Below are 14,489 nucleotides of genomic sequence, written 5' to 3' on the forward strand. Positions count from 1 at the left end.
TCTATTCGGCTGCAGCGCCCGCGGCGGCCGCAGCGGCCGCTTCGCGCGGCGCCGGCCACGGCAACGCATCCCAGTCGATCGCCCGGTAAGCGGCTTCGACCGCCGTCAGATCCTCCGGCCGCTCGCTGCGATGCAGCCCGCGCAATTCGGCCGGCACGTCGAGCTCGACCGGCACGCAGTGCGGATAGTCGCGCACGCGCAGCGCCGGCCCGATCGTCGTGAAACAAGCGAGCGTCGGCACGTCGAAGCCGTCGGCGACATGCAGCGCGGCCGTGTCGGGCGCGAACAGCACGCTGGCACCCTTGACCCAGGCAATGAAGTGCGCGGTGTCGGGCGCGTGGCGGCTCACGTCGACGTAGGCCGGATGCGCGACCGGGCCGAACCCGACCACCGGCAGCCCGTAACGCTGCGCGAGCCGCTCCACGAATGCCGCGCGCAGCGCGGGCGGCACGCTGCGCACCGCGGTGCTCGCCGTCGGGCAAAACAGCACGTATGGCCGCTGCCATTCGGCCGGCAGCGCCGGCAGCCGCAGCCGCGCGAGCCAGCGATTGCGCTTCGCGGCGGCCGGCACCGTGGCCGGATCCACACCGAGCGCGTCGAGGAAGAAGTCGACCATCGGCTGCCGCGCGAACGCGGGCCAGTACAGGTGATTGCCGAGATCGATGCACGGCGCGTGCGCGGGCAGTGCGTTTGCGGCGTACGGCAGCGCGCGTGACGGGGCGACGACGTCGGCCGCGAGCGCATACAGCGCTTCGACGTAGCGCGGTGCGCGGGCCGGCCGGTACAGCGTGAAGCGCACGCCGGGATGCATCGCGCGCAGCGCGGCGAGCGCGGTCAGCCCAATCACCGAGTCGCCGAGTGCGACACCCATCCCGTTGATCACGTGCACGTCCGATGTGCGGCCGTAATCGCGCCGGAACGGCCGATGAACGGCATGCAGCAGGCCGAGCGCCGCCGCGGCCGGCACGCAGCCTTCCGCGCGATCGCTGCCGTGCTCGATGTCGTACGGCGCGACGAGCGTGCCGTCGGGCGCGAGCAGCGTGCCGGGGAGGACGAGTGCGTCGTCGTGCGACAACGCGAGACTGGCCGGTGCGGCGTGCATGCCCATGCTCATGCGCCGCGCGCCCGGCGGCCCTGCTCGCGGATCTGCTCGAGCGTCGCGGCCGGCGTGCTGGCGTCCTGCGGAATGCGGATCTCGATCAGCGCCGGCAGCCCGCAAGTCAGCGCGCGCTCCAGTGCCGGCGCGAAGTCGGCGGTGCGCTCCACCGTCTCGCCATGCGCGCCGAACGCGCGCGCATACGCGGCGAAATCGGGGTTCGTGAGCCCCGTGCCGTGCACGCGCCCCGGATAGTTGCGCTCCTGATGCATGCGGATCGTACCGAAATGCCCGTTGTTGACGACAATCGCGACGATGTTCAGCCCGTACTGCATCGCGGTCGCCAGTTCGTTGCCGGCCATCATGAAGCAGCCGTCGCCGGCAAGGGCGACGACTGCCCGCTCCGGATACAGCGACTTGGCGGCGAGCGCGGCGGGCAGCCCGTAACCCATCGCGCCGCTGGTCGGCGCGAGCTGCGAGCGGAAGTGCCGGTACGCGAAGTGGCGATGCAGCCAGATCGCGTAGTTGCCGGCGCCGTTGGTCAGGATCGCGTCGTGCGGCAGGCGCTCGCGCAGCTGCACCATCACGTCGCCGAGCTGGACGTCGCCGGGCATCGGCAGCGGCGCATGCCATTCGCGGTACGCGCGGTGCGCGTCGGCGGCCGTGCCGGCCCACGCGGGGTGCGCCGGCGGTTCGAGCGCGGCGAGCGGCGCCGCGATCTCCGGCATCCCCGACACGATCGGCAGGTCGGCCGCATACACGCGGCCGAGCTCGTCCGCGCCCTGGTGCACGTGGATCAGCGTCTGGCGCGTCTTCGGGATGTCGAGCAGCGTGTAGCCGCCCGTCGTCGCTTCGCCGAGGCGCGGGCCGAGCACCAGCAGCAGGTCGGCGTCGCGAATCCGCTTGCCGAGCGCGGGATTGATCCCGAGGCCGACGTCGCCCGCGTAGTTCGGGTGCGCGTTGTCGAAGGTGTCCTGGAAGCGGAACGCGCACGCGACCGGCAACTGCCAGCGCTCGACGAAGGTGCGCAGGTTCGCGCATGCGTCGGGCGTCCAGCCGCTGCCGCCGACGATCGCGAACGGCCGTTCCGCGCGCGCGAGCCGTTCGCGCAGCTCGTCGAGCTGCGCGGCCGACGGCGACGCCGCGACGCGTTTCGCGGCCGGCACGACCGGCTGCGACGCGCACGCTTCGGACAGTACGTCCTCCGGCAGCGCGAGCACGACGGGGCCCGGCCGACCGGCGGTCGCGACGTGGAACGCATGGCTCAGGTATTCGGGAATGCGGCGCGGGTCGTCGATCTGCGCGACCCATTTCGCCATCTGGCCGAACATCCGCCGGTAGTCGATTTCCTGGAACGCTTCGCGGTCGAGGTGCTCGCGCGCGCACTGGCCGACGAACAGGATCATCGGCGTCGAATCCTGGAACGCGGTGTGCACGCCGATCGACGCGTGGGTCGCGCCGGGCCCGCGCGTCACGAACGCGATGCCGGGGCGGCCGGTCAGCTTGCCGACCGCCTCCGCCATGTTCGCGGCGGCCGCCTCGTGGCGGCAGACGACCGTCTGGATGCGCGCGGTGTGATCCGCGAGCGCATCGAGTACGGCGAGGAAGCTCTCGCCCGGCACGCAGAACGCGCGTTCGACGTGATTGGCGAGCAACGCATCGACGAGCAGTCGCGCGCCGGTGGTGACGCTCTGCTCGAGATCCTTGGAATGCGACATGGGCTGCCGTCTCCTTGGTAGCGGGACGTACAGCTTACGCCGGTTGGCGGGGCGCCGGTACGCCGGCCGCTGAAAAGTGTCGGATCGCCGGGCGCTTCGGAACGCGCGCCGGGGTTTCGGCTGGCCGAACGGCCGGCTTGTGCCTACGCCCTGGGCGGTGAAAAGTATCGCTATGGATGTTGGGTCGGAATCTGTGTCGATTCGGAAATGGCGTATCCCAATCAACAATAAAGTGGGATGCCATTCAATAGTAAAATTCAGCGAACGGATGGATAAACCGCATCGAGGATCACATGGCAACCGAAACGATCGATCAAAAGACGCTGACGGAACTGGTCGAAGCCGGTGCCGTACGCGCGGCCCGCGTGGTCGGCTGTGGCAACGGCTGGGCGCTCTCGGCCCGGTGCGGCGCGCACGACCGTTTCCTGTCGGCCAAGCGCGGCGACGTGCGGGTGTTTCGCCGTTTCGAAACGCTGGTCGGATTTCTACGCGACATCGGCATCACCCGGTTCGATGTGGACGCGTCGACATTCGACCCGGCTGCGGCCGGCCGGGCGACCCGGCCTGATCGCGCAGCCGCGTTGAAGGCGGCGCACGAGGCAGCGGCCCACGATCGCTGGATTCGCGAGCAGGTGCAGCAGGCGCTGGACGATCCGCGGGCGCCGATTGCCGACGCCGAGGTCAGCGCCGACTTCGCGTCGCGCCGTGCGGCGCTGCGTGAGCGGCTCGCGGGCAGGCGAGGGGATGCTTCTTGACCCTTGCGCTGTACTGGAATCCGAAGGCGTACGAGGATCGCGCCGCGATCATGGACTACATCGGCGAGGACGACCCGCTGGCTGCGCTCGAACTCGACGAACTGCTGGAAGAAAGGGCACGGTCGTTGCCGGCCCATGCCGAGTTGTATCGGCAAGGGCGGGTGGCGGGCACGCGCGAGCTGGTGGTCGCGCCCAACTATGTGCTCGTGTATCGCATCCGACCAGTTGACCGGATCGTGGAGGTCCTCCGGGTGTTGCATGCGCGACGGCAGTGGCCGTGACGCAGGGGCATCGATCCGCCCCGCATTACCGTCCGACCCCGCATCAACACTCGACGATATTCACCGCCAGGCCGCCCCGCGAGGTTTCCTTGTACTTCGTCTTCATGTCGGCGCCCGTCTCGCGCATCGTCTTGATCACCGAGTCGAGCGACACGTAGTGCGAGCCGTCGCCGCGCAGCGCCATGCGCGCCGCGTTGACGGCCTTCACCGACGCCATCGCGTTGCGCTCGATGCACGGGATCTGCACCATCCCGCCGACCGGGTCGCAGGTGAGGCCGAGGTTGTGCTCCATCCCGATCTCGGCCGCGTTCTCGACCTGGCGCGGCGTGCCGCCGAGCACGGCCGCGAGCGCGCCGGCCGCCATCGAGCACGCGACGCCCACTTCGCCCTGGCAGCCCACTTCCGCGCCCGAAATCGACGCGTTCAGCTTGTAAAGAATGCCGATCGCCGCGGCCGTCAGCAGGAAGTCGATCACGCCCTGTTCGTTCGCGCCCGGCGTGAAGCGCGTGTAGTAGTGCAGCACGGCCGGAATGATGCCGGCCGCGCCGTTGGTCGGCGCGGTGACGACGCGGCCGCCGGCCGCGTTTTCCTCGTTGACGGCGATCGCATACAGGTTGATCCAGTCGATCATCGACAGCGGATCCTGCAGCGCCTGTTCGGGGTTGCCGGTCAGCGTGCGATACAGCTGCGGCGCGCGGCGCTTCACCTGGAACGGGCCGGGCAGGTTGCCGTCGGCGTCCGGGTTGCCGATCCCGCAGCCGCGCGACACGCACGACTGCATCACGGCCCAGATCTTCAGCAGCCCGTCGCGCGTCTCTTCCTCGGTGTGCCACGCGCGCTCGTTTTCCCACATCAGCCGCGCGATCGACTTGCCGGTCGCCTCGGTCAGCGCGAGCAGCTCGGCGCCGGTGCGGAACGGGTGCGTCATCTGCTCGGCCGCGCTCAGCACCTTCGTGTTCGGCGCGCCGGCCGTCACGACGAAGCCGCCGCCGACCGACAGATAGGTGCGCTCGACCAGCACGTCGCCGTTCGCATCGGACGCGCGCAGCTTCATCCCGTTCGGATGCTCGGGGAGCGCCTGCCGGTAGAACGCGATGTGCTCCTTCAGCACGAACGGCACCGGATGCGTGCCGAGCAGCGCGAGCTGCTTCGACTTGCGGACGTCGTCGAGCCGCGCGTCGATCGTGTCGGGATCGACGGTGTCGGGCGCGTCGCCGAGCAGGCCGAGCATCACGCCGCGGTCGGTGCCGTGGCCCTTGCCGGTCGCGCCGAGCGAGCCGTACAGCTCGACCTTCACGGTGGCCGTCGCGTCGAGCAGCCCGTCGCGCTCGAGGCCCTGGACGAACATCAGCGCCGCGCGCATCGGTCCGACCGTATGCGAACTGGACGGGCCGATGCCGATCTTGAAGAGGTCAAACACGCTGACTGCCATTTTGATATCTGCCTTGCTTTGAGAATGATGCTAGCGCGCCTGCAATGGCAGGCACGCGGCCAGCCATGCGGGCGGCATGACGGATAACTGCCGCGCGACACGGGCATAGCGCCCGTCGAGCCGCGCGGCCAGATGAAAGAGTTCGGTGGCATTTTTCGGGTCCCACTGCCCCGTGTAGCCCGGCAAGCCGGCTTCGCGGCGCTTCGCATCGAACGGCACCGGCGAATTCACGAATTCCTCGTGGGTCTTCTCGCCGAGCGCGTACGGCACGAGCCAGTCGAGCGCGGCCGCGAGCGACGCGCCGTTCGCGCCGCGCTCGCGCAGCCAGTTGCGGTTGAAGCGGCGCGCGGCGAGCGCGGCCGTCACCAGCGGCTGCAGGTCGTACACCGCGTAATGCAGCGCATCGCGTTCGTCGAAATCCCAGGTCTTGCCGTCCGGGCCGATGTTGTCGGCGAGATGCTCGACGAACAGCCGCTGCGCGGCGTTCATCATCTTGCGATCGCCGAGCGTGAACGCGGACAGCGCGATCAGCTTGATCCGGTGGCTCTGCCAGTTGTTGCGCCATGTGCCGGTGAGCGGGCGCTTCTGCGCGTCGATCTGCGCGACATAACCGGCGCCCAGCTTCGCGATGAACGCCGCGGTGGCGTTGCGCGTCTTGACCGGCAGCGCGCTCGCCGTCATGTCGTACGCGACGATCAGGCTGTCGAAGCGCGTCTCGTCGATCGGGTTGAAGCTCGGCTGGTAGGTCGACACCCACGCGGACAGGAAGCGGTCGACGAGCTGCAGGTAGCGTGGCGCATTCGTCACGCGCCACGCGAGCGCGGCGTCGCGCATCAGCTCCATGTCCTTCAGCGCGTCGGCGCTCTGGTCGTAGATGCCCTCGTGCGGCAGCGTGCCCTCGGTGTGCACGCGCGGCATCGCCTTCGGCTGCTCGCCGATGCGCGCGTCGACGCTGCGGATCAGCGCCTGCACACCCGGCTCGGCCTGGATCGTCTCGCTCGCCTGCAACGCGGGCGCCGCGCAGAAATTCATCGCTGCATGCGCGCTGCCGGCCGTGCCGAGGCCGACGGTGACGAACGACAACGACGCGACGAGCAGCGGCACGAAGCGGCGCGTGCGCGGCCGCTCCTGCGTTGCACCCTGGCCCGGAAACATCGGACGCACCATGCGGAACTCCTTGATTGGCTGGATCGCGTGTGATGTTAGCCGGATTGGCGGGCGAGCGTGAATCGATTGGCCGGGCGACGAACGCAAAAACCGCACGCAACCGATGGTTGCGTGCGGTGTGGTCACGATCGGACTCCGGCGCGCGGCAGGCGTTATGCGTAGTCCGACATCGGCACGCACGAGCAGAACAGGTTGCGGTCGCCGTAAGCGTTGTCCGCACGGCCGACCGGCGGCCAGTACTTGTTCGTGCCGAGCGATGCGACCGGGTACGCGGCCTGCTCGCGCGAGTACGCGTGCGGCCACTCGTTCGCGGTGACGACGGCGGCCGTATGCGGTGCGTGACGCAGCGGGTTGTCCTCGCGATCGGCGCGGCCTTCCTCGACCGCGCGGATTTCCTCGCGGATCGCGATCATCGCGGCGATGAAGCGGTCGAGTTCTTCCTGCGATTCCGATTCGGTCGGCTCGACCATCAGCGTGCCCGGCACCGGGAAGCTCATCGTCGGCGCGTGGAAGCCGTAGTCCATCAGGCGCTTGGCGACGTCGTCGACGCTGATGCCGCTCGTTTCCTTGATCGGGCGCAGGTCGAGAATGCACTCGTGCGCGACCAGCCCGCCCGGGCCCGAATACAGCACCGGGTAGTGCGGCGCGAGGCGCTTCGCGATGTAGTTCGCGTTGAGGATCGCGATCTCGGTGGCGGCGGTCAGGTTCTTCGCGCCCATCATCGCGATGTACATCCACGAGATCGGCAGGATCGAAGCCGAGCCGTACGGCGCGGCCGACACCGCGCCGATGCCGTCTTCTTCGCGCGTGTAGCCGGTCGAACGCTGGTTCGGCAGGAACTTCGCGAGGTGCGCGCCGACCGCGACCGGGCCGACGCCCGGGCCGCCACCGCCGTGCGGGATGCAGAAGGTCTTGTGCAGGTTCAGGTGCGACACGTCGCCGCCGAACTGGCCCGGCGCGGTCAGGCCGACCATCGCGTTCATGTTCGCGCCGTCGACGTACACCTGGCCGCCGTGCGCATGGACGATCTCGCAGATCTCGCGCACGTTCTGCTCGAACACGCCGTGCGTCGACGGATACGTGATCATGATCGCCGCGAGGTCGTTCGCGTGCTGCTCGGCCTTCGCCTTGAGATCGGCGATGTCGACGTTGCCCTGCGCGTCGCACGCGACGACCACGACCTTCATGCCGGCCATGTGTGCGGAGGCCGGGTTCGTGCCGTGCGCGGAAGCCGGGATCAGGCACACGTCGCGATGCGCTTCGCCGCGCGATGCGTGGTAGGCGTGGATGATCAGCAGGCCCGCGTATTCGCCCTGCGAGCCGGCGTTCGGCTGCAGCGACACGGCCGCGTAGCCGGTGGCCGCGACGAGCATCTGCTCGAGCTGGTCGATCATCTCGCGGTAGCCGACGGTCTGCTCGGCCGGCGCGAACGGGTGGATCCTGCCGAACTCGGGCCACGTGACCGGCAGCATTTCCGACGTCGCATTCAGCTTCATCGTGCACGAGCCGAGCGGGATCATCGAGCGGTCGAGCGCGAGATCCTTGTCCGACAGGCCGCGCAGGTAGCGCAGCATTTCGGTCTCGGAATGGTGACGGTTGAACACGTGGTGCGTCAGGTACGCGCTCGTGCGCTCGAGGCCGGCCGGCAGCGCGGCGACGCCGGCGAGGCCCGCGTCCAGCGCGTCGACGGACGGCGCGGTGCCGCCCGCGGCCTGCGCGAACACGGCGAGGAGATCGGCGAGGTCGTCGCGGGTCGTCGTTTCATCGATCGACACGCCGACTTGCGTGTCGCTCACGCGGCGCAGGTTGATGCGGCGGGCCTTCGCGAATTCGTGGACCTGCGCGGTGCGCGCGCCGGTGTCGATCGTCAGCGTGTCGAAGAACGTGTCGTTGATGGGCGCGAAGCCGAGCTGCTTCACGCCGGCGGCGAACAGCGCCGCGATGCGGTTCACGCGCAGCGCGATCGTCTTCAGGCCGTGCGGGCCGTGGTAGACCGCGTACATGCTCGCCATGATCGCGAGCAGCGCTTGCGCGGTACACACGTTCGACGTCGCCTTCTCGCGGCGGATGTGCTGTTCGCGCGTCTGCAGCGCGAGGCGCAGCGCGGGCTTGCCCTGCGCGTCGACGGTCACGCCGACGAGGCGGCCCGGCATCTGGCGCTTGAATTCGTCGCGCACCGCGAGATACGCGGCGTGCGGGCCGCCGAAGCCCATCGGCACGCCAAAGCGCTGCGTGTTGCCGACGGCGACGTCCGCGCCCCATTCGCCGGGCGGCGTCAGCACGGTCAGCGCGAGCAGGTCGGCCGCGACGACGACATGGCCGCCCGCCGCGTGGATCGCTTCGGTGAGCGCGCGGTAGTCGCGCACGTCGCCGTTGACGCCCGGATATTGCAGCAACACGCCGAACGCGTTGGCCTGCGCGGCGTCGGCCGCCGGGCCCGTCTTCACTTCGATGCCGACCGGCAGCGCGCGCGTGCGGATCACTTCGAGCGTCTGCGGCAGCACGTCGTCGGCGACGTAGAACACGTTCGACGCCGGCTTGCCGGTGCGCTGCAGCAGCGTCATCGCTTCGGCCGCGGCGGTGGCTTCATCCAGCAGCGATGCGTTCGAGATCGCGAGGCCCGTGAGGTCGGCGACCATCTGCTGGAAGTTCAGGAGCGCCTCGAGGCGACCCTGGGAAATTTCGGGCTGGTACGGCGTGTAGGCCGTGTACCACGCCGGGTTTTCGAGCACGTTGCGCAGGATCACGGCCGGCGTGTGCGTGTCGTGATAACCCTGGCCGATATACGAGCGGAACACCTGGTTCTTGTCCGCGAGGGCACGCAGCGCGGCGAGGGCTTCGGCCTCGCTCTTCGGTTGCGCGAACGGGCCGAGCGGCAGCGTTTCGGCGCGGCGGATCGAGGCCGGGATCACGGCGTCGATCAGGGCGGCGCGCGACGCGAAGCCGAGCGTGTCGAGCATGGCCTGCTGGCTGGCGGCATCGGGGCCGATGTGGCGTTCTGCGAACGCGTCGTGCGTTTCGAGCGCGGCGAGCGAGAGGGGCGTGCGGTTCATCAGACGGTCCGGGTGTTCGAGCTTCATGGCGTGACTCTGGTCCCGCGCGGGCCGGCTGGCTGGCCGGCCGCGCGCGGTTCGGGTAAGGAAAATTAGTCGATCAGCTTGCCGTATGCGTCGGCGTCGATCAGCTTGTCGGTCGATGCGCCGTCCGCGAGCTTGATCTTGAAGAGCCACACGGCGTATGCGTCGCTGTTCACTTCTTCCGGCGAGTCGGCGGCTTCTTCGTTGATGGCGATGATCTCGCCGGACACCGGCGAGTAGATGTCGGATGCCGCCTTCACCGATTCGACGACGCCGACTGCGTCGCCTGCGCTCACCGATTTGCCGACTGCCGGCAGCTCGAGGAAGACGATGTCGCCGAGCGTGCTCTGCGCGTGATCGGTGATGCCGACCGTCAGCGTGCCGTCGGCTTCGGTGCGGATCCACTCGTGTTCGTCGGTGTACTTCAGATCGGCCGGGACGTTGCTCATCGGATGCTCCTGGATAAAAGGTATGTTCGTTATGCTGGCGCGCCGCCGGGGCGCGCCGGATGGGGTTGCGCCGGGCGCCATTTCCCGGCTTGCCGGGAGGTGGCCCCCCGGTCGTTACGCAGCGAGGACCTTGCCGTTGCGCACGAACGGCAGTTTTACCACGCGCGCGGGAAGTTGCTTGTCTCGAATCTGCACATGTATGGTGTCGCCGACGTGGACGGCCGCTGGCACGCGTGCGAACGCGATCGATTCCTGCATCGACGGCGAGAACGTGCCGCTCGTGATCTCGCCTTCGCCGTGCGGCGTGACGACCTTCTGGTGCGCGCGCAGCACGCCGCCCGCCTTGCCGTTTTCCTTTTGCAGGATCAGCCCGACGAACGCGGCGCGCGTGCCGTCGCGCTCGAGCGCGGCGCGGCCGACGAAGTCGCGCGGTGCCGACAGGTCGACCGTCCATGCGAGGCCCGCGTCGAGCGGGGACACGGTCTCGTCCATGTCCTGGCCGTACAGGTTCATGCCGGCCTCGAGGCGCAGCGTGTCGCGCGCGCCGAGCCCGCACGGGCGCACGCCGTTTTGCTGCAGCGCGGTCCACAGCGCTTCGACGTGCACGGCCGGGACGATCACTTCGAAGCCGTCTTCGCCGGTGTAGCCGGTGCGCGCGACGGTGAGCTCGCCGAACGGCGTGCCGGCGACGCGCGCGGCGTTGAACGGCTTCAGTTCGCTGGTGGCGGCGCGCGCGGCGGGCACCGTCGTCCAGACCTTCTCACGGGCGTTCGGGCCCTGCACGGCGACGATCGCGAAATCGCGGCGCGGCGCGATGGTCAGGCCGTAGCCGCCTTGTTCGTTGAGCTGGTTGAACCACGCGATGTCCTTCTCGGCCGTGCCGGCGTTGACGACGACGCGGAAGAAGTCTTCGGTGAAGTAATAGACGATCAGGTCGTCGATGACGCCGCCCTGCGGATTGAGCAGGCACGAGTAGAGCGCCTTGCCGGGGGTCTTGAGCTTGCCGACGTTGTTCGCGATCGCGTGCTCGAAGAACGCGCGCACGCGGCTGCCGGTGAAATCGACGACGCACATGTGCGACACGTCGAACATGCCGGCGTCGGTGCGCACGGCTTCGTGTTCTTCGATCTGCGAGCCGTAGTTGACGGGCATGTCCCAGCCGCCGAAGTCGACCATGCGGGCATTGAGCGCGCGATGCGCGGCGTTGAGCGGGGTGTGATTCAGTGCAGTCATCGAGGCCTCAGGCAAGGCGCTTGCGCGCGGGTCAGAACGGCCATGTGCCGACCGCCGCGGCCGTGTGCCTGCGAGCGATCCGGTACATGCCCCTCTGTCCTCGATACCTGAGAGATTGCGCTGCGGCCGTGAGCCTGCGAACGCGCGCCCCTTCGGTGGGCAGCTTGCCCGCGCCGCATGGGCGCAACGGGCTACTGCCGCTCTCCAGAGTGCGGGGAGTGCGGCCCGCGCAATGCGCGGACGGGATTCCCCGACGCGGTCGGTCCTTTTGCCTGAGAGTTTGCGGGTGTGCCCCTTCGGCGGCGCGACCGGCGTTCCTAGCTACGCGGTCACACGCTCTCCCGACGCGTGCGGGCGACTGTACGCGAGCGGGTGGGCGTTGTCAATTTGAGCAAAAGAATGTCGCTTCGCGACAAGCGGCGACGTCGGGCGCCGCCGCTTTTGCCGGGGCCGGCGGGCGCCGGCGTCACTCGCCGATCGCGCGTGCGGCCGTGTCGAGTTCCTGGTTCAGCACGCGCTGCTCGTCACCGGACAGGCCGCCGTTGTGCTGGGTCGACATGTCGTTCGCTTCCTGGCGGATCACGTCGAGACGGTGGTGCAGCTGCGCGCCGTACGGCGGCGGGTAGTAGCCGCCGTTGACGCGCGTGTCGATCCGGCGGTGCAGGTTGTCGATCCGGCCCTGGACCTCCTGCATGCGGTCATTCGCGATGACCTGCGGATTCGGTCGCGGGGGAGGCGGCGGCGCCTGCCGGACCGGCCGCTGCGGCTGCACGACACACGCGGCGAGCGAGGAAACCAGGACGCAGCATGCCGCTGCGCGAATCAACCGTTGCATCACATTCTCCTGACGGTTTGGAGTCGGATCGACTTTTTGAGAAACGCGTCAGACCGGGCGACCGCTGACTTTCGTTCCCGCACCATTTGTAACGGAATGTTCGGGGCAGGGCGCCGTGGGGCTGACGCATGGCCGCCGCCGGCGTGCGGGGCGGCGCGCAATGGCGCGGATTGCCGCGGGATGGCGGCTTTGTGGCCGGGTCGGCACCGACCCGGCCGGTGGCCGTCACACGATGCGGCGCACGAATGGTACCCGACGGCCTTCGTGCTCGCTCTGCGCGGCAAGCTCAATGATCGTCATCACGTCGACCGCGTCCTGCGGCGTGACCGGGAACGGTGCGCCGTCGTGGACCGACGCGGCGAGCGCGCGATAGAACTCCGCATACTGGCCGTCGAGCGTCGGCACCGGCCGCTCGACCTCGACCTCGCCTTCGAGCGTGCGCAGCACGCCGGGCGGGTTGCCGCCGCCGAACTCGACGTGATCGGGCGTGAGGCCTGCCTTCAACTGGTCTTCCTGCGTATCGAGCCCGAACTTCTGGTAGCTGCCGCACGTGCCGTGCAGCGTGAAGCGCGCGGGCTCGATCGCCGACAGCGCGCTCGCGTGCAGCGCGACGTCCTTGTCCGGATAGCCGAGCAGCAGGTGCACGAAATCGGGTGCCGTGCCGTTGTCGCGGCGCGTCTTGACCGTCGCGCTGACCGTGTCCGGCAGCCCGAACAGCGCGAGCGCCTGGTCGATCAGGTGCGGGCCGAGGTCGAGCAGCAGGCCGCCGCCGCGTGCGGGCTCCTCGCGCCAGCGCGTGCGCGGGGTCGGCCGGAAACGGTCGAAGTGCGACGCGAAATACGTCAGCCGGCCGAGTTCGCCGGATTCGACGATGCGGCGCACGGTGAGGAAGTCGCCGTCCCAGCGGCGGTTGTGGAACGGCGCGAACAGGCGGCTGCGCGCGTTCGCGAGCCGCGCGAGCGCGAGCGCCTCGTCGGCCGTGAGCGTGACCGGCTTGTCGACGACGACGTGCCGGCCGGCTTCGAGCACCTGGCGCGCGAGCGTGAAGTGCGTGTCGTTCGGCGTGGCGATCACCACGCAGTCGATATCGTCGAGGCCGAGCAGCGTATCGAGATCGGGGACGATGCGCGCGCCCGGATACGCGGCGCGTGCGCGATCGGGCTGCCCCGTCGCGATCGCGGCGACCTCGGTGCGGCCGCTCGCGGCGATCACGGGCGCGTGGAACGTCGCGCCGGCGAAACCGAAACCCATCAAACCAATCCTGAGCAATGACGACATGGCAATCCCTGGCTGCGTACGAAACGAAAGGATGGCGCGCCGTGGAAGGCGCGTGGATGACCGGCTATTTTGGCATGGCCCGGCGGCACGCATCGAGGCCTTCGGCAAAACGCGCGGCAGGCGGCGGCGAATGCGCGGTTGTGGCTGGCGTTTGGCGCGGCGCTCGAAGGGTACTGGCGCGCGGTTGGTCGTGCCGCGGGCGGCATGGGGTCGCCGCCGCCAGGCCGTCACCGTATCGCGAGATCCGGCGCGCGCTGCCGCCGCGTGGTGGCGGCATGGGAGCGCCGGCCGGCAGGCCGTCAACGTGCCGCGAGATCCGGCGCCCGCTGCCGCGCAAGTGCGTCGGCCACTTGCGCGGCCCACGCGGCGCAGGCCACCGCGCCCGGATGAAAGCCGTCGGCGGCCATCAGGTGGCGTTCGAGCGGCAGCGCGACGCGCAGGAACGTGCAGTTCGGCTGGGTCGCTGCCCAGTCGGCGAGCGCGGCATTGAGCCGCTTCGCGCGCAGCCCGAGATACCACGCGAGCGGCTGCGGCAACGCCGGAAAGCGCTCCATCGGCGGCACCGCCGACAGGATCACGTGCCCGACCTGGAAGCGCGCGGCGAGCAGCCGCACGAGCTCGGCCTGCTGCGCCTGCCAGCGGGCCGGCGGCACACCGCCCGTCACGTCGTTGACGCCGAGCGAGGTCACGGCCACGTCGAACGGCTCGGCCGGCTCGGTCGCGAGCCAGTCGACGAGCTCGCACGTGGTCAGGCCGGTGCGCGCGAGCAGCTTCCAGCCGACCCGGTGGGTGGCCGCGAGCGTGCGCGCCAACTGCCCGGACAGCGCGTCGTGCTGTGAGGCGACGCCCACGCCCGCGGCGGCCGAGTCGCCGACCACCAGCACGCGCAGCGGTGGGCCGTCGCCGGCCACGCCGTCGCGCGGGCCGGCCGCCTCGGGCAGCCGCGGCGTGACACGGCGCACGTGGCGCCCCTGGAGGAACAGTAGCGGGCCGAGGGCGGCGGTGGCGAACGGGTATCCCATGAAATCGATCCGGTAACGATGCTGGCGGGCGCAGCGCGGGGCCGCGCCGACGTGCGTCCATTGTGGCCGATCGGGCCGCCGATGGGGCCGGATTAGCCGATCGGACAGCGGACGAAAACGGCAGCCTGCCTGCGCGGCCCCCATCC

The 14,489-nt window shown here is 69.7% G+C and carries 12 protein-coding genes and 2 riboswitches; of the genes, 2 read left to right on the forward strand and 10 right to left on the reverse strand.

All coding sequences use genetic code 11. The annotated features are described in order from the left end of the window. Position 1: 1 nt before the first annotated feature. Both ACP26O_RS00785 and ACP26O_RS00790 read right to left on the reverse strand, forming a co-directional pair. Complete coding sequence (locus ACP26O_RS00785; protein ID WP_426356281.1) at positions 2 to 1,114, reverse strand: glycosyltransferase family 9 protein; 1,113 nt, start codon at positions 1,112 to 1,114, stop codon at positions 2 to 4. After that, entirely contained in the window at positions 1,111 to 2,814 is a 1,704-nt protein-coding gene (locus ACP26O_RS00790) for a thiamine pyrophosphate-binding protein (protein WP_175665530.1), read from the reverse strand. The genes ACP26O_RS00785 and ACP26O_RS00790 overlap by 4 nt, the downstream gene beginning before the upstream one ends. 293 nt (positions 2,815 to 3,107) lie before the next feature. Here ACP26O_RS00790 and ACP26O_RS00795 point away from each other — a divergent pair, with 293 nt between their 5' ends. Beyond that, complete coding sequence (locus ACP26O_RS00795; protein ID WP_175665529.1) at positions 3,108 to 3,569, forward strand: hypothetical protein; 462 nt, start codon at positions 3,108 to 3,110, stop codon at positions 3,567 to 3,569. Then, positions 3,566 to 3,850: a type II toxin-antitoxin system RelE/ParE family toxin gene (locus tag ACP26O_RS00800; protein WP_175665528.1), complete on the forward strand. Its 285-nt coding sequence runs from the start codon at positions 3,566 to 3,568 to the stop codon at positions 3,848 to 3,850. The genes ACP26O_RS00795 and ACP26O_RS00800 overlap by 4 nt, the downstream gene beginning before the upstream one ends. 43 nt (positions 3,851 to 3,893) lie before the next feature. On the opposite strand, the gene ACP26O_RS00805 is transcribed toward ACP26O_RS00800, so the two are convergent. The 8 genes from ACP26O_RS00805 to ACP26O_RS00840 form a co-directional block, all read right to left on the reverse strand. Continuing rightward, positions 3,894 to 5,282 (reverse strand): L-serine ammonia-lyase, encoded by a 1,389-nt coding sequence (locus tag ACP26O_RS00805; RefSeq protein WP_105831292.1) that lies wholly within the window; start codon positions 5,280 to 5,282, stop codon positions 3,894 to 3,896. A 30-nt stretch (positions 5,283 to 5,312) separates the two neighbouring features. Then, positions 5,313 to 6,449: an alginate lyase family protein gene (locus ACP26O_RS00810; RefSeq protein WP_175665527.1), complete on the reverse strand. Its 1,137-nt coding sequence runs from the start codon at positions 6,447 to 6,449 to the stop codon at positions 5,313 to 5,315. Between the two features lie 152 nt (positions 6,450 to 6,601). Then, positions 6,602 to 9,529, reverse strand: a complete 2,928-nt coding sequence (gene gcvP, locus ACP26O_RS00815) for an aminomethyl-transferring glycine dehydrogenase (protein ID WP_175665526.1) — start codon at positions 9,527 to 9,529, stop codon at positions 6,602 to 6,604. 65 nt (positions 9,530 to 9,594) lie between these two features. Then, on the reverse strand, positions 9,595 to 9,975 hold the full coding sequence (gcvH, locus tag ACP26O_RS00820; RefSeq protein WP_105831295.1) for a glycine cleavage system protein GcvH: 381 nt from the start codon (positions 9,973 to 9,975) through the stop codon (positions 9,595 to 9,597). A 114-nt stretch (positions 9,976 to 10,089) separates the two neighbouring features. After that, positions 10,090 to 11,208, reverse strand: coding sequence for a glycine cleavage system aminomethyltransferase GcvT (gene gcvT, locus ACP26O_RS00825; RefSeq protein WP_006754102.1), 1,119 nt, complete (start codon positions 11,206 to 11,208; stop codon positions 10,090 to 10,092). Between the two features lie 84 nt (positions 11,209 to 11,292). Next, positions 11,293 to 11,426, reverse strand: a riboswitch (glycine riboswitch). Between the two features lie 32 nt (positions 11,427 to 11,458). Beyond that, positions 11,459 to 11,562, reverse strand: a riboswitch (glycine riboswitch). Between the two features lie 112 nt (positions 11,563 to 11,674). After that, entirely contained in the window at positions 11,675 to 12,043 is a 369-nt protein-coding gene (locus tag ACP26O_RS00830) for a hypothetical protein (protein ID WP_175665525.1), read from the reverse strand. A 225-nt stretch (positions 12,044 to 12,268) separates the two neighbouring features. Then, on the reverse strand, positions 12,269 to 13,321 hold the full coding sequence (locus ACP26O_RS00835; RefSeq protein ID WP_165750677.1) for an oxidoreductase: 1,053 nt from the start codon (positions 13,319 to 13,321) through the stop codon (positions 12,269 to 12,271). A 299-nt stretch (positions 13,322 to 13,620) separates the two neighbouring features. Then, a complete protein-coding gene (locus ACP26O_RS00840; RefSeq protein ID WP_175665524.1) occupies positions 13,621 to 14,343 on the reverse strand; it encodes an SGNH/GDSL hydrolase family protein in 723 nt (240 codons plus the stop codon). Between the last annotated feature and the right edge of the window lie 146 nt (positions 14,344 to 14,489).

Source organism: Burkholderia sp. R-40 (assembly GCF_049942845.1).
GTDB classification, from domain to species: Bacteria; Pseudomonadota; Gammaproteobacteria; order Burkholderiales; family Burkholderiaceae; genus Burkholderia; species Burkholderia ambifaria.